The organism is Mesorhizobium sp. L-8-3, assembly GCF_016756615.1.
Classification (GTDB): domain Bacteria; phylum Pseudomonadota; class Alphaproteobacteria; order Rhizobiales; family Rhizobiaceae.
Genome location: NZ_AP023262.1, coordinates 2851298 through 2870830 on the forward strand (window position 1 = coordinate 2851298; position 19533 = coordinate 2870830).

A 19533-nucleotide genomic window follows, 5' to 3' on the forward strand; every position below is an offset into this window, starting at 1 on the left:
TGCCGCCTGTTCCCGTTGCGGAAACATGACTTTCAGCCACAAGATTTTTTCTGGCCACAGTCCCAAACCGCGATCCCTGATCGTCACACTGGTGAGCGGACAGAAGAACCCCGCTCCGAGTGATCGACCGCGGCGCCTTGAACGCCGCCAGAACGGGGGCTGTAGTGGCTGGACCAGGACTGACGACGACAAACCCTGCGAGTGCGGCCGGCAGGCGGCGCCTGGCCCTCCTGGCCGGCACCATGCTGGCTTTCGGCTGGACGGTTCCGGCCGCCGCGCAAACCGCGGCCGCCGCGCAGACCGCGCAGCAATCGATTTCCGTTCCCGCGGGCTCGCTGACCCCCGCTCTCAATCGGCTCGCCGCGCAGTCGGGTCTGCAGATCCTGTTTGATGCGAACCTCGCTCGCGGCAAGACCACGCAAGGCGTCAGCGGCAATCTCACGCCTTCCCAGGCGCTTGAGGCTGTCCTGGCCGGCACGGGCTTGAGCGCGCGCTTCGCCGGCGGCAATCAGGTTGTGCTCAGCAACGATACCGCTTCCGCCAACGACGTCGGCTATGCCGCAGGCGAGCATGGGACGACGATCCTCGACCCTATCGTGATCTATGGCTCCAAGAACGCAACGACCCTCGACGCCACGACCGCGAGCGTTGGCATCGTCACAGCCAAAGACATCGAAGATGGCCAGATCAGGCACACGCAGGGTACCTTCCGGCGCCTTGCGAATGTGGAGGACAGCGCGACGGTGAATTCCGGCTTTGTCATCCGCGGCGTGAGTTCCGAAGGTTTCGTTCCATCCGGCGGGCCGGCCGGCTCCCTCTATTTCGATGGCATCCTCCAGACCCGCTACAATGCGCGTTTCGGTGCAAGGAACCTCTGGGATGCGCAACAGGTCGAGGTCTATCGCGGCCCGCAATCGACGCTATCCGGCCGCGCCGCCATGATCGGAGCGATCTACGTCAAATCGAAGGATCCCACCTTCGAGAGGGAAGTCGAACTGTCGGGCACTGTCGGCAGCAACGATCTGGTGGGCGCCGGGTTCGTCGTGAATACGCCGCTTGCGGAGGATCAGGTCGCGCTGCGCATAGCGGGCGCGTTCGAGCGTTCCCATACGGACGTGAGCTACTCGAATTTCAGCCACTACGCCGGCTATGACGATCTGACCACGGATATCAGCGGGACCATTCGCGCCAAGCTGCTCATTACGCCGTCGGAAATGCCGGATACCCGCGCCCTGCTGACCTATGCCTATTCAAAGGACCGGCCGAACGACCGGTTGGTCGGTCTCTACGACGGGCGCGGGGATTTCAACAACAATCCTGACACCTACACGGAATTCCGCGCCACGGAGGTCCACAACGCAGGCCTCGAGATTACCCACGATTTCTCCGAAGCGCTGCGGTTCACCTCGCTGACCGGCCTCTCCTACGGCATCAACACGCGCAGCTCCGTCGATGCGGACACGCCCGGTTATGTCACCGGGATCTGGGGTACGGACGACGATTCGATCTTCACCCAGGAGATGCGCCTGAACTACGAAGCCGACCGCTGGCGATGGGTAGCTGGCGTCTTCGGGAGCTATCAGGTCTTTGACGGCGCGTCGCGCTTCATAGCAGATGTGCCGTTCTACGGGCTAGTCCAACTGGACGACGATCAGAACCGCACAACGTCGAACCTGGCTGTGTTCGGCGAGGCGACCTTTGAATTCGCACCCACCTGGTTCGTCACCGTGGGGGGACGACTGGATTATCTCGAGGAGACGAACACCGAGCTGAACTCCCTCGTATTCTACGGGATGGATCCGGCCTTGACCGGGGACCCGGCATCCTTCGACGAGTTGAATTTTGTGCCGAAGATCGGCCTGTCAAAGGAATTCGGTGACTACCACACGGTTGGTCTAACATATACGCAGGGCTTCCGCTCGGGCGGTTCCTATGTCGACCGTCAGGATCCCGAGAACTTCCAACTTGTAACCTACGATCCGGAATACTCGCAAAGCTACGAGCTGTCCTATAAGGGACGCCTGCTGGACGACCGGCTTATCCTCAACGCCAATCTCTTCTACACGAAGTATGAGGACCAGCAGATCGAAATCCGCCCGTTCTCGACCATTCCCGGCTATCGCAGGACGGAGAATGCCGCGTCCTCGCGAGCATGGGGTTTCGAAATCGAGCCGACCTGGCAGGTCACCGATCAGTTCTCGGCATTCGCTTCGCTTGGATATGTGAACACAAAGTTCCTCGAATTCGATCACGCCAGCCTGGGCGATCAATCCGGTGAAGCCTTCCCGGAAGCGCCGGAATGGACGTTCGCCTTCGGTGGTCGATATGAATTCCAGAATGGGGCCTTTGTCGGCGGCGACGCCAAGTACACCGGCGACTACAATTCCCGCTTCGGCACGGGCGGCATGTACAGGATCGACTCGCGCTTCATCGTGAATGCACAAGCCGGCTTCAAGAAGAACAATTGGGAGATCACAGCCTTTGTGGACAATCTCACCGACGAGAAATACTTCACCATTGTCGATCCGGATGCGCCGCTTCCTTTCGCCCAGGCTGGACTGCGGCGATCGTTTGGGCTGAACGTTCGAACAAAATTCTGATGACGTCCGGCTGCGGGGCGAAAGCCCGCAACCGCTTCTACGGGTCAATTCGACATGGTATCCGTCCTGCGTCTGGGCCTTGCCCTTCTGCTCCTCCTGTGCCCCCTGAAAATTGCGCATGCAGCCTGCCAGGGGAAGGAAATATCGGAAGGCGTCTACAAGGCGCCCTTCTGCGTTCCGGCCGGAGCGAAGAAGATCGTCACGCTCGATCCGCTCCTGACGCTCGGCCTCTTGTTGGACCTCGAGGTTCCGGTCTTCGCCACGCCCTATATGGCGATCCAGGACGCCAAGGTGCTCGACTTCGTCAAACAGTCGAAGATGGTCGACCTCGGCAATCCCAAGGAGCCGAGCCTGGAGCGGATCGCGGCGCTGAAGCCCGATCTCATCATCGGCAGCACGGAGGCACATTCGCAGATCTACGAGAAGGCGTCGAAGATCGCGCCGACGGTCTTCTTCAGCCACATGGACTGGAAGAAATATCTCCGGCTCCTCTCCGAAATTACCGGCCGCGAGGCTCCGGCCGAGGAGGCGCTTGCCGCCTATGAGAAGCGCGCCGCTTCGATCCGCGCGCGAATGAAGGACGTGACGGTCTCGGCCGTCCGCTTCGCTCCGGGCAGGTTCGTCGTCTTCGTCGACGGTCCAGCCGCCTATGCGCCCTTTGCAGTGCTGCACGAGGCCGGCGTGAAGCGCACGGCCTACGAGACGGTGACCGACGACACGATCGTCAAGCGGCCGGACTGGGAGGAACTTGCCAATCTCGATGGCGACATTCTTCTCTACGTTTCGGCCAGCGGCTTCGAAAGCGCACCGGACGACGCGCTCGAGAAGGAGGTCACCAGTAACCCCCTCTGGCAGCTTCTGCCCGCCGTGCGGAACGGTCGCGCCTACCGCGTCGACCGGGCAACATGGCAAAGCTTCCATGGCATTGCCTCCGCGCATCGGATCCTCGACGACATCGAACTATACATCCTGGCAGAGCCGTGACCGCCGGCAACCTGACCGCAAGCGCCGATGCACGGCGGTTCTCGGCGTTCGCGGCGCTGGGCCTGCTCGTGGCAGTCGTGGCGGTCTGGTCGGTGACGCTCGGCGCGTCGCGCATCGCGATCTCCGACGTGCTGGCCGCGATCTTCTCATTCGACGGCTCGCGCGAGCATCTGGTGGTGAGGACCTTGCGCCTGCCGCGCGCGATGGCCGGTCTGCTGTCGGGCTCGGCGCTCGCCGTCGCCGGCGTGATCATGCAGGCCGTGACCAACAACCCGCTCGCTTCGCCCGGCCTGCTCGGCGTCAATGCGGGTGCGGCCTTCGCCGTCGTCATGGCCATATCTGTCATCGGGGTGGGATCGAGCAGCGCCCAGGTCTGGTTCGCATTTGGCGGGGCCGGGATCGCGGCGGTCGTCGTCTATGCGCTGGCCTCGGCCGGGTCCGTGGGCGCGACCCCGCTCAAGCTTGTGCTCGCCGGCGTGATCGTCACGACGTTCCTGTCCTCGCTGACCACCGCCATCCTGGTCTTCGACCAGACGACGCTCGACGCCGTACGGCTGTGGACCGCCGGCTCGCTCTCCGGCCGCAGCTTGGCGCAGGTCGCAGCCGTCGCGCCCTACATCCTCGCCGGGCTTGCGGCCGCCTTGATCTTGCGCAGGCACATCATGACCTTGAGCCTGGGCACCGAGGTCGCCGCGTCTGTCGGTCAGGACCCGGTTCTCTGGCGCAGCCTGGCCGTCGCCATCGTCATCCTGCTGGCCGGCGGGGCCGTCGCACTTGCCGGTCCCATCGCCTTCGTCGGCCTTGTCGTTCCGCACCTCGCGCGGATGACCGTCGGAGCTGACTACCGCTGGATAATCCCCTTCAGCGCGGCCGGCGGCGCGCTGCTGATCGTTCTGGCCGACATCATCGGCCGAACCATTTTCGCCAACCAGAGCTTCCCGGTGGGCGTGACGATGGCGCTGGTCGGCGCGCCCTTCTTCATCTGGCTGGCGCGCAGCCGCGCGGGCGACGCCCGATGATCCGCATCCTCGCCGCCCTGGCCCTTGTCGTGGCCGTCCTGCTTGTGGCCTCTGTCGCGTATGGCGACGTCGTGGTGCCGTTCGGCGAGCTGGTCTCGCTTCTCGCGCAACCGGCCGGCACGAATCCGCAGATCGAGACGATCGTCTTCGACCTGCGCATGCCGCGCGTGCTGCTCGCCATGCTCGTCGGTGCGGGACTTGCGGTTGCGGGAGCCATCGCGCAGGCTGTCATGCGAAACCCGCTCGCCGAACCCGGCATCCTTGGCATCAATGCGGGTGCGGCGCTGGCCGCGACGATCTTCATCGTCGCGCTCGACAACGCGCCTGTCCAGATACTGCCCTGGGCGGGCTTCGCCGGTGCATCGGTGATGGCGGCGGCGATCTATATACTTTCCTGGCGCAACGGCGGCACCTCTTCGCTGCGAATCATCCTGATTGGCATCGGCTTGAGCGCGCTCGCGGGCGCCGCCACCACCTTCCTCACCGCCTTCGGCGAGATCGGCGACGTACAGCGCGCCATGATCTGGCTGGCCGGCAGCGTCTATCACGCCGACTGGCCTGGCGTGCGGGCCCTGGCGCTCTGGCTCGCCGCGCCGCTGGCGTTCTCGATGATTTCCAGCCGCGAACTCGACCTTATCCGCTTCGGCGATCAAGCCGCGCAGAGCCTCGGCCAGCGCGTCAACGCTGTCCGCGCGCTGATGATCCTGCTCTGCACGCTTCTCTCCGGGGCGGCCGTCGCGGCCGCCGGGCTGATCGGCTTCGTCGGGCTGGTAGCACCGCACATCGCCCGCCGCCTGGTCGGCCCCGCGCATGCCAGGCTGATACCCATATCGGCCCTGACCGGTGCGGCCCTGGTCATGGCGGCCGATTTCGCCGGTCGCACGGTCATCGCCCCGGTGCAGCTTCCCGCGGGCATCGTCACGGCGCTGATCGGCGCGCCCTTCTTTGCATATCTTCTCCGGGACCGACAGAATGTCCGAGCCTGACGCAAACCGGGGTCTGGCCGCCAAGGGCGTCGCGATCGCCTACGGCCGCTCGATGGTCGTCGAAGGTCTCGACCTTGCCATAACTCCCGGTGCATTCACGGCGCTGATCGGGCCGAATGGCAGCGGCAAGTCCACCATCCTGCGCGCGCTCGCCGGCCTGCGCGCGCCGAACGCCGGCACGATCCTGCTCGACGGTCGCCCCCTGTCTGAATTCTCCACCAGGGAGATCGCGCGTCGCGTCGGCGTGCTGGCGCAGGGGCCGGTCGCGCCAGAGGGGTTGACCGTCCTCGATCTCGTGCGGCAGGGCCGCTACCCGCACCGCTCCCTGTTCGGCCGATGGTCCGAGCAGGACGACAATGCCTGTGCCGAGGCGCTCGCCCTGACCGGCATGGACGATCTGGCCGCCCGCCCGCTCGAAAGCCCGTCCGGCGGCCAGCGCCAGCGGGCGTGGATCGCCATGACGCTGGCGCAGGAAACCGGCATCCTGCTCCTCGACGAACCCACCACCTTCCTCGACCTCGCCCACCAGATCGAGATGATGCATCTCGTCGCCGAACTGGTCGCCACTCGCGGCAAGACGGTCGTGGCCGTGCTGCACGATCTCAACCAGGCCGCCCGCCATGCCGACCACATGGTCATGCTCAGGGCCGGCAAGATCGCGGCCGCCGGCCGTCCGGACGTGGTGATGACGGCAGAGATCGTGGAGCATGTCTTTGGCGTTGCTGCGACCATCATCACCGATCCCGTCGCCGGTACCCCCCTGTGCATCCCCGCCGCTCGCGCCTCGCCCGCGCGGTCCTCACTGTTGCAGATCGGCCACGGAGCGACAGATTCGGGCCGGCCTTGATGACGACCGCATGCGGGGACGCGGCAGGCCAATGTGCGGATTCGCCCAATGAAATCAGCAGAAAACATGACTCGAAAAGTCCTGTTTTCTGCGACATCGGAATCTGCCAGCCTGGAAGGCTTCCAAGCTGCTACTATTGCGGGATTTTTCTGCTTTCGATAAGCAAATCCAGTCGCCTGGGGTGGCGGCATTGTCAGCGGCAATCGCCGGCGGATCGGAAGCGAGAGGGAATGCAGGAAGACGGCGCAATGCCTCTTTCGTGTTCGGAGCCACTGGAAGCCTGGCGGTCTGCCGCGGATGTTCCAGGACGAAAGCATGACCATGCCGAATCTGTCTGGCACCGTTCCCAGCCTTGGCGACTTCGACGGCAACGAGCTGCTTAACCGAGCCATCGTGGCATATTACGACGACATCGCCGCTGCCGCCGGCCGCAGCGGCCATTCCCGCTCCGCGACGCTGGACATTGTTCACGACCTCTATCTGAAGCTTTCGGCCAGGCCCGAAATCCTGCGCGACAAGCGCTCGCTCAAATCCTATTTGTGTCAGGCGGCCGTCAATCTCGGCATCGACCGCTTCCGCAAGGAGAGTTTCGAGGCGCGCCTTTTCTCTGGCACCGAGGAGGAGGCGCAGGCGGTCCCGGCGGACAACGCCTCACCGGACCGTGCCCTCGAAATCGAGGCGCGCATCGTCGTCCTCCGCGACGCGATCGCCCAACTGCCGGCAAGGCGGCGCGCCGTCTTCATCCTTCACAGGCTGCACCAACTCTCCCAGGACGAGATCGCCATGAAGCTCAACATCTCGCGCAACATGGTCGATCGCCATCTTCGCCGCGCTTTCGCCCACTGCCTCGACCGGCTCATGGGAGCGGAGATGGAACTGTCCACCTGGTCGTGGTCGCGTTAGATTGCGCGCTCGTGGCGGCGCGAACGGCTCCGCCCCGAAACGTCACCGCTCGGCAAAAATAGCTCGGGGAGTCCCAAACCCGCCGGCTCATCCGTCAAATGAGTGAGAAGGGAGATTCGGGACCGTTCATGCTGCAGAGGCGACTGACGAGAGCGCAGAAAAGGCGCCATCTTGAAGCGGCGGACTGGATCTTGCGCAACCGGGAGGCTGGCCGGACCGCCGCCGACGAGGCAGCCTTTCGACAATGGCTCGACCGTGATCCCGAAAACGCCGATGCCTACGAGGCGGCCATGCGCCTGATGGGCGAGGCCCGCATGGCGATGGAATCCGATCCGGCGCTGCGCGATCTCCGGATCAAGCCCCGCAGCGTCGTAAAGCCGATCCTCGGTTCTCTTCTTGCACTCTTCGTCGCCGGCTCACTCTTCCTGCTGTTCGACGGACCGATGCGCCTTCAGGCCGATGTGATCGCCGGCACCGCCGAGATGCCGGTGGTCGCCCTGGAAGACGGCTCGACGGTGCAGCTCAACGCTTCCTCCGCCATCGCCCACGACTTTGATGCTACGCATAGAACCGTCCGGCTGTTGCGCGGCCAGGCATTCTTCGACGTTGCAGGCGACCCCGACCGTCCTTTCACAGTAGAGGCCGGAGACGTCCGTGTCACGGCGCTCGGTACGGCCTTCGACGTGCGCCTCGGTGGCACCGAGACCGACGTGACAGTCACGCATAACGCTGTGCTGGTCGAATTCGCGAGTAACGCGAATAATTCCCTGCGCTTGAAGGAAGGGGAGCAGGCTGGCTACGACCACGCCACTCACGCGCGCACGGCCGGTAGGGCGGACACTGAGCTTGCTCTTTCATGGCGCCGCGGACTGCTTGTCGTCGACAATGCTCCGCTCTCCTACGTCGTCGAGGAGATGAGCCGCCATTTCTCCGGGCGAATCGTGATCGCCGACAACCAACTGGCCCGGCGCCGGGTCAGCGGCACCATGACGGTCTCCGATACCGGCGCCGCGCTCGCCTTCCTCGAACGGGCGCTTGGCGTGCGCATAAACAGGATTGGACCGGTCATCGTCATCCGCAACTGACTGCGGCCGGTCGCGCGATAGGCGTCGTCGAAACCGGCCGCGTTGAAATCGCCCGGCGCCCTGACGATCGGTCCGACTTTCAGTTCGTTCAGCGACACGTCCAGGGAGGGGATGGCCGTCACAAGCATTCGGGCGATGAGTGCATCGGGGGCCATGTCGATGAGACAGCCCATCCCGACGGCTTCCCAGATCGTTTGTCATCTAATTGAAATACCGATCTGGCATTAGCTTGGCCGGCGCAGGCGGATTGCCGGCAAAGGATTGTCGCCGCGCCGGTTGTCAAAGAACGCGTCCCGGTTATCTTCGCGATGGGGCGGGGCTGCTTCAGGAGGGCTCATGGCCAAGCCAGACAAGAGCGCAACGATGACCCGCCTCCATTCGGCGGCACGCCTGGCACGCACCGCGCTCGCGGCGCGGCTGCTCGACCACGGTTTCTATGCGGGCCAGGATCAGATCATGCTGGCGCTCGACCATGCGGACGGCCAGACCCCCGGCCAGCTTGCCGCCCGGCTCGGCGTCCGGCCGCCGACCATCACCAAGACGATCAACCGCCTTCAGGTGCAGGGCTTCCTCGAGAAGCGAGCCTCGGAGGCGGACGCGCGGCAGGCGCATATCTTCCTCACCGAGGCTGGCCGCGACACGATCCGCGCCATCGAGAAATCGGTGCGCAAGACCGAAAAGCAGGCGCTGAAAGGGCTCGACAGGAAGGAGCAAAAGGCATTGTCCAAGCTGCTCGCCCGGATCGAGGCCAATCTGCTGGGCAACACGGTCGATCTGGTCGAGATCGAGGCCGACGAAGCCGAATAACGATATTCGCCGCGAACCGGCTTTTTCTCTTGCCGTCGAGGCCGTCCTGACCCACAAGCAATCCCTGTTTCTGTTCCTCCACGGCCCGGTCAATTGAACCCAACTCCAAAGTCGGCGGATGGTGCTGCGCCGGCATCCGCAATCCTGCTCGTTTTCGCCTCGGGCGTCCTGTTCGCCTGCCTGGATGCTTCGGCCAAATACCTCGTGGTCTCCGGATTCGATTCCGGCTTCGTGACCTGGGCACGCTTCGCGGTCCATGCCGTGCTCGTCGCCATACTGTTCAAGGCCTGGACCTTGCCGGCCAGGCTGAGGATGGAGAGCCCGTGGAGGCAGGCGGTCCGCGCCCTGTTCATGGTGGGCGCCACCATATTCAATTTCCTGGCGCTGCAGACGCTGCAACTCGCGGAAGCCGTGTCGATCCTGTTCTTCGGGCCCATGGTGATCACCGCGCTTGCCGGGCCCATCCTTGGCGAATGGGCCGGCTGGCGCCGCTGGCTCGCCGTGCTGGTAGGGTTCGTCGGCGTGCTCGTCATTACCCGGCCGGGTTTCGCCGCCTTCGACGCCGGCCATCTCTTCGCGATCTGCTCGATGCTGTCCGGCTCGCTCTATGCGCTGATGACGCGCGCGCTTTCGGCTACGGAAACTTCCGAGAGCCTCATCTTCTATCCCGCCATCCTGCCGGCTCTGCTCCTGTTCCCGGTCGTGCCTTTGCGCGGGGAGATCCCTGGCGAACCGATCATGTGGCTGCTGCTGGCCGCACTCGGGTTCTTCGGCGGACTCGGCCATTGGCTGCTCATCAAGGCGTACCGGCAGGCGACCGCCACGGCGCTGGCGCCTTATCCCTATCTGCAGATGGTATGGGCAACAACGGCCGGATATCTGGTGTTCGGCCAACTCCCGGACCGCTGGACGTTGATCGGCGCGGCCATCATCATAGCGAGCGGTCTCTACATCGTTTACCGCGAGCATGTGCTGCGGCTGAGGAGCAGTGCAGGGCCGAATTCGGAGGCCGAGGAACTGGCCAAAAAGCTTTGATTCTTCTCTGTCCAGTGGCATAAGCCGGTTTCAGGCAGGTTAGGCCGGGAGGGCGCGCTGGCTCAGAAGATCAAGCTTTCCACGATCGCGGATGCGCTCGGCGTTTCGACCGCGACCGTATCGCTGGCCCTGCGCGACAGCCCGCTCGTGGCCGATGCGACCAGGGACCGCATCAAGGAGCATGCCCGCGCCATAGGCTACATATACAATCGCCGCGCGGCGAGCCTCAGGACCTCGCGGTCCGGCATCGTCGGCGTCGTCGTCCACGACATCATGAATCCGTTCTTCGCCGAGATCCTGCGCTCGATCGAAAGCGAGCTCGACCGCAGCCGGCAGACCTTCATCCTGTCCAATCATTACGACCAGCTCGAGAAGCAGCGCACCTTCATCGACACGCTGCTGCAACTCGGCGCCGACGGCGTGATCATGTCTCCCGCGATCGGCACGCCGCCCGAGGATATCCGCATGGCCGAAGAGAACGGCCTGCCGGCTGTGCTGATCGCCAGAACGGTCGAGGGCGCCGGCGTCCCGGCCTTCCGCGGCGACGACGCCTATGGGACGGGCCTTGCCACCAACCACCTGATCTCCCTCGGCCACCGCCGCATCGCAATGGTCGGCGGCACGGACCAGACCTCCACGGGTCGGGACCGTTATCAGGGCTATCTCAACGCCATGGAGACCGCAGGGCTCGAAGTGAAGCCGCATTGGCGTCTCTCCGGCCCGCGCACCAAGCAGGCCGGCTTCGAAGCCGCCGGACAGTTCCTTGCCATGAAGGACAAGCCAACCGCGGCGGTATGCTGGAACGACCTCGTCGCGATCGGGCTGATGAACGGCATCTCGCGTGCCGGCCTCGTCCCCGGGGTCGACATTTCGGTCACCGGCTACGACGACCTGGAAGAGGCGGCGATCGCCACACCGGCCCTGACGACGGTGTGGAACGGCCAGCGCGAGGTCGGCCGCCGCGCCGCGCGCGTCCTGCTCGACCGTCTCAACGGCGCGGCGGTGCGCGCCTCGCAGGAACTCATCAAGCCGGAACTGCATGTGCGCCAGTCGACCGCCCGGCCCGTCGAACGATGAACAGGTCATGAGGAGCATGCCGTGGGTTCGCTGAAAGACGTCACCATCGTGATCCCCGCCAGGCTGCATGAGCATGCCGTCGGCCGAACCGAGGCCAGCTTCCGCGCCATTCGTATCGAAAGGGCCGATCCGGCGCTGGTGACGCCGGAGATGGCGCGCGACGTCAGGGGCATCGCGGCGATGACGCGGATCGACGCGGCCTTCATCGACGCGCTGCCCAATCTGGAGATCATCGGCAGTTTCGGCGTGGGCTATGACCAGGTCGACGCCGCCTATGCAGGCAAGAAGGGCGTGATGGTCACCAACACGCCCGATGTGCTGACCGAGGAAGTGGCCGACACCGCGCTCGGCCTTCTGATCAACACGCTCCGCGAACTGCCCAGGGCCGAGGCCTGGCTGCGCGAAGGGCGCTGGGTCAAGGAGGGTCCCTATCCGCTGACGCGCTCGACCTTGCGCGGCCGCCATGCGGGCATTTTCGGCCTGGGGCGGATCGGCCTTGCCATCGCGCGACGGCTCGAAGCGCTGGGGATGACCATCTCCTATCACAACCGCCGCGCGGTTCCTGATGTGACCTATGCCTACTACCCCACGCTGGTCGGCCTTGCCGAAGCCGTCGACACGCTGATCTCGGTGGCGCCGGGCGGCACGGCCACCGAAAAGGCAGTGAACGCGGAGATACTGAAGGCGCTGGGGCCCGATGGGGTCTTCGTCAATGTCGGGCGAGGCAGCACGGTCGACGAGCCGGCATTGATCAAGGCGCTCGCCGACGGGACGATCCGCGCCGCGGGCCTCGACGTGTTCGCCGACGAGCCGCGCGTGCCCCAGGCGCTGATCGACCTGCCCAATGCCTGCCTGCTGCCGCATGTCGGCTCGGCCTCGGTGCATACGCGGCAGGCGATGGCCGACCTGGTGGTCGACAATCTCGCCGCATGGTTCGGCGAGGGCAGGGCGCTGACGCCGGTCGTCGAGACCGCGCATGTGGGCAGGAGTTAGTCGCGCCACGGTTCGTCGGGGTTGTCGGCCGCCCAAGCCACAAAGCATATCTCCCGAAATTGCGCACCGGTTCCGGGACAAAGACATGCGTCAAACCAAAGACCTACAGCGTGTGGCGTTAATCCGTTTTCACCCAACACGCTGCAAGCTCGACCGACATACGATTCGCTGGGGCGGCTGTCGATGATTCCGGAATGGCGCTCGTTCCGGTGGATCGGCGTCGGGCCTATTCGGCCGCCGTGCGGGCCCCCAACCGCGCCGCGGCGTGAAGCCGGACAGCTTCGCCGAAGGCCTTGAAGATGCGCGCCGAAGCGTCGTCCGAATTGACCCAATATTCCGGGTGCCACTGGACACCGACGGCGAAGGCGCGGGCATCACGCACCGAAACCGCCTCGACCGTGCCGTCCCCGGCGACGGCTTCCACCTGCAGGCGACTACCGAGCCGACCGACCGCCTGACGGTGGACCGAATTCACGAGTATGTCGCCGGCGCCGAACACACCGGCCAGGCAACTGCCCGGCTTGATCGTGACGGCCTGGCGGATGGCGAAACGTTCATCCTGATCGTCGCTCACCGGGGCGCGGTGGTCGAGCATGCCCTCGCCGTCCTGGATCTCGGTGGCGAGCGTGCCGCCGAGCGCCACGTTGAGTTCCTGAATGCCGCGGCAGATGGCAAGCAGCGGCACGCCGTAGTCGATCGCCTTGCGGATCAGCGGCAGGGTCGTCGCGTCGCGCGCCGGATCATAGGGCCCGTTCGCCTCGCTGGCGTCGCCGCCATAGAGCGCGGGATGCACGTTGGAGCGGGAGCCGGTCACCATCACGCCGTCCACCGAAGCGACAAGCTGATCGAGATCGAGCCGGTCGCCGAAGGACGGCACGAGCACCGGCAACACGCCGGCGCCTGTGATCGCGGCCTCGAGATATTGCTGCGGCGCGGCGTGCCATGTGTAGTTCTCGAACTGCTTGACGTCTGTCGATACGGCCACAAGCGGCTGCAGCATGCTGTCTCTCGCGATGAAGGCCCGGCTTGCGGGCGGAAACGGACGATGACCCGAATCTAATGCGGATCCCGGACGTTTCCAACTCCCCGCTGGCGCCTTGCGCATCCCGGGCTCGAGAAACCTACAACTAAAGTCTCAGCGCGCGGAGCAGCCGGTAGGTATTTCTACGATATCGTGGGTCCGTTGAGGCGCCATGCTGGACACAATAAGCTTAATATGTATTGTGCCGCGACCGCGGAGGAACCGGGAAGGTCACCGGTCGCCGCACGGCTCAGGAACGAACGGAAAATTTTGGAGGAGAGTTCATGGATCGCCGCTCATTCATCAGGAAGACTGGCGCCGCAGGGGTGGGCGCGGCCGCTGCCGCCGCACTCGCGGCGCCGGCGATCGCGCAGTCCAGCCCGAAGGTCACCTGGCGCATGACGTCGTCATTCCCGAAGTCGCTGGACACGATCTACGGCGGCGCGGAAGTGCTCGCCAAGATGCTGTCCGAGGCGACCGACGGCAACTTCAACGTGCAGGTGTTCGCCGCCGGCGAGATCGTACCAGGTCTTCAGGCAGCCGACGCAACGACCGCGGGCACGGTGGAAGCCTGCCACACGGTCGCCTACTACTATTGGGGCAAGAACCCGACCTGGGCGCTCGGCGCCGCGGTGCCCTTCGCGCTCAACGCACGCGGGATGAACGCCTGGCACTATCATGGCGGCGGCATCGAGCTGTTCAACGAGTTCCTCGGCACTCAGGGGCTGGTCGGCTTCCCCGGCGGCAATACCGGGGTCCAGATGGGCGGCTGGTTCCGCAAGGAAATCAACACCGTCGCCGACATGCAGGGCCTCAAGATGCGCATCGGCGGTTTCGCCGGCAAGGTGGTCGAGAAGCTCGGCGTGGTGCCGCAGCAGATCGCCGGCGGCGACATCTATCCCGCCCTCGAAAAGGGCACCATCGACGCCGCCGAGTGGGTCGGCCCCTATGACGACGAAAAGCTGGGCTTCCAGAAGGTCGCGCCTTACTACTACTACCCCGGCTGGTGGGAAGGCGGCCCGACCGTCCATTTCATGTTCAACAAGGCGAAATACGAGGAACTGCCGGCTGCCTACAAGTCGCTGCTGCGCACCGCCGCCCAGGCGGCCGACGCCGACATGCTTCAGAAATACGACTACAAGAACCCCACCGCGATCAAGAGCCTCGTTGCAAACGGCGCGCAGCTTCGTCCGTTCAGCCAGGAGATCCTGCAGGCCTGCTTCGAGAAGTCCAACGAGGTCTATGCCGAGATGACGGCGAACAACCCGGAATTCAAGAAGATCTGGGACTCGATCACCGGCTTCCGCAAGGACTACTACCTGAACGCGCAGGTTGCCGAATACAATTACGATACGTTCATGATGATCCAGCAGCGCAACGGCAAGCTCTGACCACCGCCGCATCGACGCTCTAAGCCCCCGGGAACGGCGACGTCCCCGGGGGCTTTGTCTTTCGGGGGGGCGGCCCATATCCTCGAATGCGGCGCGTCCATTCGGGCGCGCTAAGGACGCCCCGACCACTTTGGATCCATGCTTCTTGCTCTCCGCGAACCGAGTACGCTTTTTCGGCCGATGCGGCAGGTGAAATGAGACAGGCCGCAAGTTGTCTATCACTATATTAATTAACTAATCTGAGAGGCTCTGGAGTTCGGATGGAAAGAGCGCTCCGCCGACATGGATCGTCCGCCGATGCTGGACAGTTGAACCTGTCCGTGTTTTGAATTCGTCCGGGGCCGGCTGCCGATACAAATGTCAACAGGGGACTAGCCGGCGCCATCAGATCCAGAAAATCAGGGAGGTTGTTGCATGGATCGTCGTTCCTTCATCCGAAAGGCCGGCCTTGCCGGCGCAGGCGCCGCCGCTTCGACTGCGCTCGCCGCGCCGGCAATCGCGCAGTCGATGCCGAAGATCTCGTGGCGTGTCGCCTCGTCGTTTCCGAAGGCGCTCGACACGATTTTCGGCGCCGCCGAGACAATGGCGACATATGTACGCGAATCGACGGACGGGAATTTCAACATCCAGGTCTTTGCCGCCGGCGAGATCGTCCCCGCCCTGCAGGCGGCCGATGCGGCCGCGGCGGGCACGGTCGAGGCCTGCCACACTGCATCATACTATTATTGGGGCAAGGACCCGACCTACGCCCTGGCGACGGCCGTGCCGTTCGGGATGAACGTCCGCCAGATGAATGCGTGGATGTATTATGGCGGCGGCAACGAGCTGCTGAACGAGTTCTACGCCACGCAGGGCCTCTACGGCCTCGCCTGCGGCAACACCGGCGCCCAAATGGGCGGCTGGTTCCGCAAGGAGATCAACACGGTCGCCGACCTTCAGGGGCTGAAGATGCGAATCGGCGGCATGGCCGGCAAGATGATGGCCACGCTTGGCGTCGTGCCGCAGCAGATCGCCGGCGGCGACATCTATCCGGCGCTCGAGAAAGGCACGATCGACGCGGCCGAGTGGGTCGGCCCCTATGACGACGAGAAGCTTGGCTTCTACAAGGTCGCGCCCTACTACTATTATCCCGGCTGGTGGGAAGGCGGGCCGGTGCTGCACACGCTCGTCAATCTCGCCAAGTGGAATGAACTGCCCAAGGCCTATCAGGCTGCTCTCGCTTGCGCCTGCGAGGCGGCCAACGGCAGTATGATGGCGAGCTACGACCAGAAGAACCCGGCCGCGCTGCGGCGGCTGGTCGCCGGCGGTGCTCAGCTTCGCCCCTACAGCCAGGAGATCCTGGCGGCATGTTTCGATGCGGCGAACAAGATTTATGATGAAATCAACGCGTCGAACGCGTCCTTCAAGAAAATCTACGATAGCCAGATGGCGTTCCGCAAGGACGCCTATCTGTGGGCGCAGATTTCGGAATATACGTTCGACACCTTCATGATGATCCAGCAGCGCAGCGGCAAGCTCTGAGCCTCACACCGTGAGAAGGACGCCCCGGAGCGGACAGACTCCGGGGCGTTTTCGTCAGCTGACATCGGCACTGACCTCGACGAGCAGGCCGCCGGGAGCGAGGCAATAGAAGACGGTTGTCGCGGCGCCGCCGCGCATCAGGTTCTGGATCTCGTCCGGCCGGAGACCTGCCTCCGTCATCTCGGCATGCTTGGCGCGCACTTCGTCGCCGTCGCCGACGAGAAAGCCGATGTGGAAGCCTTCGGGGTAGTCGGCTTTGCCGCCCTTGCCGGGGCGCATCAGGTTGAGCGCGAAGCCGTCGGTGCCCCGCAATATCGCGAAGGCGTCATTGCCGCGCATGGCGACGAGCTCGAAGCCGAAATGACGCGTGAAGAAGTCGGCGAGGCCGGCGACATCAGTGGTGCAGAGATTGGCGTGGTTGAGTTTCATGATCCATTCCTGTCTGGCGTTGGCGTTCGGACAGGAAGGCGGGGAACGGCAGTCGGCCGGATGGATTTCGAAGCCATGACCCGCCGGCTGCGCGGGCGGTAGCCTTCGCAGTCCGGCCGTGGGTCCTGCCGTCTCGAAAGGCGGCGGACAGGCTTCCCGGAAGTGTCATACGTCCATTTGGGCGCATGAACCGACGCATGGCGCTTCCGAACAATCGAAGCCGATCTTCGGGGCGTTGCGAAGGGAAGTGGCCGGACTCACCGAACCGGCCATGTCTTTTTCGGCAGGGATCGTGTAGCGCGGCAGCCGATGCGTTGCAACGGCCCTTTCGCGACTGCCTGGCGCTTGCGCTCTCCGCCGCCCTTCGCGGGCGGCGGAGAGCCGGAACAGCGGGCTCAGTTGAATTTCGGCGGCTGCGTAAGATCGTTCGCGGGCGGCGTGGCCGGTTCTGCCGGCGCTGCGGGGCCGCCGTCGGTCGGCGGTGCGCCGAACGGAGGCAGACCAAGTCCCGGCAGGCCCGGCTGATCGCCGCCGCCGAAGGGCGGTACGACGATCTCGACGTCGGCGGGGTTCACGGTCTCGCCCTTGTAGTGTGTCACCATCTGCGGGAAGGCGATTGTGAGGCCGACCATGACCACCTGGATGCAGACATAGGGTACCGCGCCCCAATAGATCTGCCCCGTCGTGACCGGGGCGATCTGCTTGCCGGTGACCTTGTCGAGATAAGGCACGCGCGCCGCGACCGAGCGCAGATAAAACAGCGCGAAGCCGAAGGGCGGATGCATGAAGCTGGTCTGCATGTTGATGCCGAGCAGCACCCCGAACCAGATCAGATCGATTCCGAGCTTGTCGGCAGCGGGCGCCAGCAGCGGCACGATGATGAAGGCCAGCTCGAAGAAATCCAGGAAGAAGGCGAGCAGAAAGACCAGGATGTTGACGGCAATCAGGAAGCCGGCCTCGCCGCCGGGCAGCGACACCAGCAGGTGCTCGACCCAGAGGTGCCCGTTGACGCCGTAGAAGGTGAGCGAGAACACGCGGGCGCCGATCAGGATGAACAGCACGAAGGAGGAAAGCCTGGTCGTCGAGGCCAGTGCCTGACGGACCACGTCGAGGTTCAGTCGTCCCTTGGCCGCCGCCATGATCAATGCGCCGACGGCGCCCATGGCGCCGCCCTCAGTCGGGGTGGCGATACCCAGGAAGATGGTGCCGAGAACGAGGAAGATCAGCGCCAGCGGCGGGATGAGCACAATGATGACCTGCTGCGCGAGGCGCGACATCATCTTGAGGCCGAGCGACTTGTCGAGGATCGCCGCGACGTAGATCGCGATGACGCCCACGGTCGCGCCGAGAATGTCGGCATTGGCGCCCTGCGTGGGCGACAGATAGATATGCGCGGCATAGGCGACGATCACGGCCGCGACCAGCGCGACCAGCAGCGAGGTGACGCCGGAGCCCAGCGTGCGCGCTTCGAGCGGCAGAGCCGGCATCGCCTTCGGCCGGATGATCGACATCACGAGCACATAGCTCATGTAGAGGCCGGTCAGGACGAGGCCGGGGATAAGGGCCCCCTTGTACATGTCGCCGACCGACCGGCCGAGCTGGTCGGCAAGAACGATGAGCACGAGCGAGGGCGGGATGATCTGGGCGAGCGTGCCGGAGGCCGCGATGACGCCCGAGGCGATGCGCCGGTCATAGCCGTAGCGCAACATGATCGGAAGCGAGATCAAGCCCATGGCAATGACCGAGGCGGCCACGACGCCGGTGGTCGCTGCGAGCAGCGCGCCGACGAAGATCACCGCATAGGCGAGACCGCCCCGAACCGGGCCGAAGAGCTGGCCGACCGTATCGAGCAGGTCCTCGGCCATGCCCGACCGCTCCAGCACGATCCCCATGAATGTGAAGAAGGGGATGGCCAGCAACGTCTCGTTGGACAATACGCCCCAGAAACGTTCCGGAAGGGCATAGAGAAGCGGCCAGGAGAGATTGATGGTGCCGCTCGAAAACGGCGCCAGCTCGACGCCGATGAAGAAGAACAGCAAGCCGTTGGCGGCCAGCGAGAAGGCGACGGGATAGCCGAGCAGGAGGAAGATGATGAGCGAAAAGAACATGATCGGCGCCATGTTCTGGGCGATGAACTCGATCACGAGCGCACCTCCCCGGCGATGGCCTGGCCCTCGAGCTCGGCCTGTTCATGGGTCGATATGAAGGGGTTGGGGTCCTCCATGTCGCCACGCATTATGGCGATCTTCTTGATGATCTCGGACACGCCCTGGAGGCCGAGCAGCGTGAAGCCGATGAGAAGCAGCGCCTTGGCCGGCCACAGAACCAGGCCACCGGCGCTCGACGACATTTCGCCCGACCGAACGGACAGGCTCACATAGGGCACGAAGTAATAGATCATCAGCAGGACGAAAGGCATCAGGAAGAAGACATGCCCGAAGAGGTCGATCCAATGCTGGATGCGCCTCGAGAACATCCCGTAGACGATGTCGATTCGGATATGCTCGTTCTGCTTCAGCGTATAGGCGGCGGCCAGAAGGAAGGCGGCACCGAACAGATACCATTGCAGCTCGAGCCAGGCGTTCGACGACATGTTGAACGCCTTGCGGATCACTGCATTGCCGGCGCTGATCAGGATGGACAGCAGGATCAGCCAGGCGATCCATTTGCCGATAGTTTCGTTCAAGCGATCGATGGCTCTGGAGAGAGCAAGAAGCCCAGCCATGCATTCCTCCCGGTTCTTTCTTTTCGCGTGCAGGCCAGGCGCCCCCTCTGGCTTGTCCCGGAACGCAGCGCTTGCCTAAGCCTATGCAGACGCTGCCCGGCCACGTCAAC

Annotated in this window: 17 protein-coding genes; 13 read left to right on the forward strand and 4 right to left on the reverse strand. The window is 64.4% G+C overall.

The genetic code is table 11. The annotated features are described in order from the left end of the window. Positions 1 to 164 precede the first annotated feature (164 nt). From JN302_RS13400 to JN302_RS13450, 11 genes are all read left to right on the forward strand, one after another. On the forward strand, positions 165 to 2600 hold the full coding sequence (locus JN302_RS13400) for a TonB-dependent receptor domain-containing protein (protein ID WP_244846312.1): 2436 nt from the start codon (positions 165 to 167) through the stop codon (positions 2598 to 2600). Positions 2601 to 2654: 54 nt separating this feature from the next. Next, positions 2655 to 3584 (forward strand): iron-siderophore ABC transporter substrate-binding protein, encoded by a 930-nt coding sequence (locus tag JN302_RS13405; RefSeq protein ID WP_202333210.1) that lies wholly within the window; start codon positions 2655 to 2657, stop codon positions 3582 to 3584. After that, on the forward strand, positions 3581 to 4603 hold the full coding sequence (locus tag JN302_RS13410; RefSeq protein ID WP_244846313.1) for a FecCD family ABC transporter permease: 1023 nt from the start codon (positions 3581 to 3583) through the stop codon (positions 4601 to 4603). Before JN302_RS13405 ends, JN302_RS13410 begins: the two co-directional genes overlap by 4 nt. Further along, complete coding sequence (locus JN302_RS13415) at positions 4600 to 5589, forward strand: FecCD family ABC transporter permease (RefSeq protein ID WP_202333212.1); 990 nt, start codon at positions 4600 to 4602, stop codon at positions 5587 to 5589. The genes JN302_RS13410 and JN302_RS13415 overlap by 4 nt, the downstream gene beginning before the upstream one ends. After that, positions 5576 to 6436 (forward strand): ABC transporter ATP-binding protein, encoded by an 861-nt coding sequence (locus JN302_RS13420; protein WP_202333213.1) that lies wholly within the window; start codon positions 5576 to 5578, stop codon positions 6434 to 6436. The genes JN302_RS13415 and JN302_RS13420 overlap by 14 nt, the downstream gene beginning before the upstream one ends. Before the next feature lie 321 nt (positions 6437 to 6757). Then, positions 6758 to 7339, forward strand: coding sequence for an RNA polymerase sigma factor (locus JN302_RS13425; protein WP_202314738.1), 582 nt, complete (start codon positions 6758 to 6760; stop codon positions 7337 to 7339). Between the two features lie 128 nt (positions 7340 to 7467). Continuing rightward, positions 7468 to 8424 carry a FecR family protein gene (locus JN302_RS13430; RefSeq protein ID WP_202333214.1) on the forward strand — a complete coding sequence of 319 codons (957 nt, stop codon included), beginning with the start codon at positions 7468 to 7470 and terminating at the stop codon, positions 8422 to 8424. Positions 8425 to 8760: 336 nt separating this feature from the next. Continuing rightward, positions 8761 to 9231, forward strand: coding sequence for a MarR family winged helix-turn-helix transcriptional regulator (locus JN302_RS13435; protein ID WP_202312776.1), 471 nt, complete (start codon positions 8761 to 8763; stop codon positions 9229 to 9231). 93 nt (positions 9232 to 9324) lie between these two features. Further along, complete coding sequence (locus JN302_RS13440) at positions 9325 to 10266, forward strand: DMT family transporter (protein WP_202333215.1); 942 nt, start codon at positions 9325 to 9327, stop codon at positions 10264 to 10266. A gap of 57 nt (positions 10267 to 10323) precedes the next feature. Beyond that, positions 10324 to 11343: a LacI family DNA-binding transcriptional regulator gene (locus tag JN302_RS13445; RefSeq protein WP_202314740.1), complete on the forward strand. Its 1020-nt coding sequence runs from the start codon at positions 10324 to 10326 to the stop codon at positions 11341 to 11343. A gap of 21 nt (positions 11344 to 11364) precedes the next feature. Continuing rightward, positions 11365 to 12336: a 2-hydroxyacid dehydrogenase gene (locus JN302_RS13450; RefSeq protein ID WP_202333216.1), complete on the forward strand. Its 972-nt coding sequence runs from the start codon at positions 11365 to 11367 to the stop codon at positions 12334 to 12336. Between the two features lie 226 nt (positions 12337 to 12562). On the opposite strand, the gene JN302_RS13455 is transcribed toward JN302_RS13450, so the two are convergent. After that, positions 12563 to 13336 carry a gamma-glutamyl-gamma-aminobutyrate hydrolase family protein gene (locus JN302_RS13455; protein WP_202333217.1) on the reverse strand — a complete coding sequence of 258 codons (774 nt, stop codon included), beginning with the start codon at positions 13334 to 13336 and terminating at the stop codon, positions 12563 to 12565. A 305-nt stretch (positions 13337 to 13641) separates the two neighbouring features. Between JN302_RS13455 and JN302_RS13460 the strand changes: the two genes are divergently transcribed. Continuing rightward, positions 13642 to 14748 (forward strand): TRAP transporter substrate-binding protein, encoded by a 1107-nt coding sequence (locus JN302_RS13460; protein ID WP_202312784.1) that lies wholly within the window; start codon positions 13642 to 13644, stop codon positions 14746 to 14748. A 414-nt stretch (positions 14749 to 15162) separates the two neighbouring features. After that, positions 15163 to 16269: a TRAP transporter substrate-binding protein gene (locus JN302_RS13465; protein WP_202312786.1), complete on the forward strand. Its 1107-nt coding sequence runs from the start codon at positions 15163 to 15165 to the stop codon at positions 16267 to 16269. A 54-nt stretch (positions 16270 to 16323) separates the two neighbouring features. On the opposite strand, the gene JN302_RS13470 is transcribed toward JN302_RS13465, so the two are convergent. The 3 genes from JN302_RS13470 to JN302_RS13480 all read right to left on the reverse strand — a co-directional run bounded on the left by JN302_RS13470 (position 16324) and on the right by JN302_RS13480 (position 19423). Then, on the reverse strand, positions 16324 to 16698 hold the full coding sequence (locus tag JN302_RS13470; protein WP_202333218.1) for a VOC family protein: 375 nt from the start codon (positions 16696 to 16698) through the stop codon (positions 16324 to 16326). 395 nt (positions 16699 to 17093) lie between these two features. Next, entirely contained in the window at positions 17094 to 18842 is a 1749-nt protein-coding gene (locus JN302_RS13475) for a TRAP transporter large permease (RefSeq protein WP_202312789.1), read from the reverse strand. Next, complete coding sequence (locus JN302_RS13480; RefSeq protein ID WP_202312792.1) at positions 18839 to 19423, reverse strand: TRAP transporter small permease subunit; 585 nt, start codon at positions 19421 to 19423, stop codon at positions 18839 to 18841. Before JN302_RS13480 ends, JN302_RS13475 begins: the two co-directional genes overlap by 4 nt. Positions 19424 to 19533 lie beyond the last annotated feature (110 nt).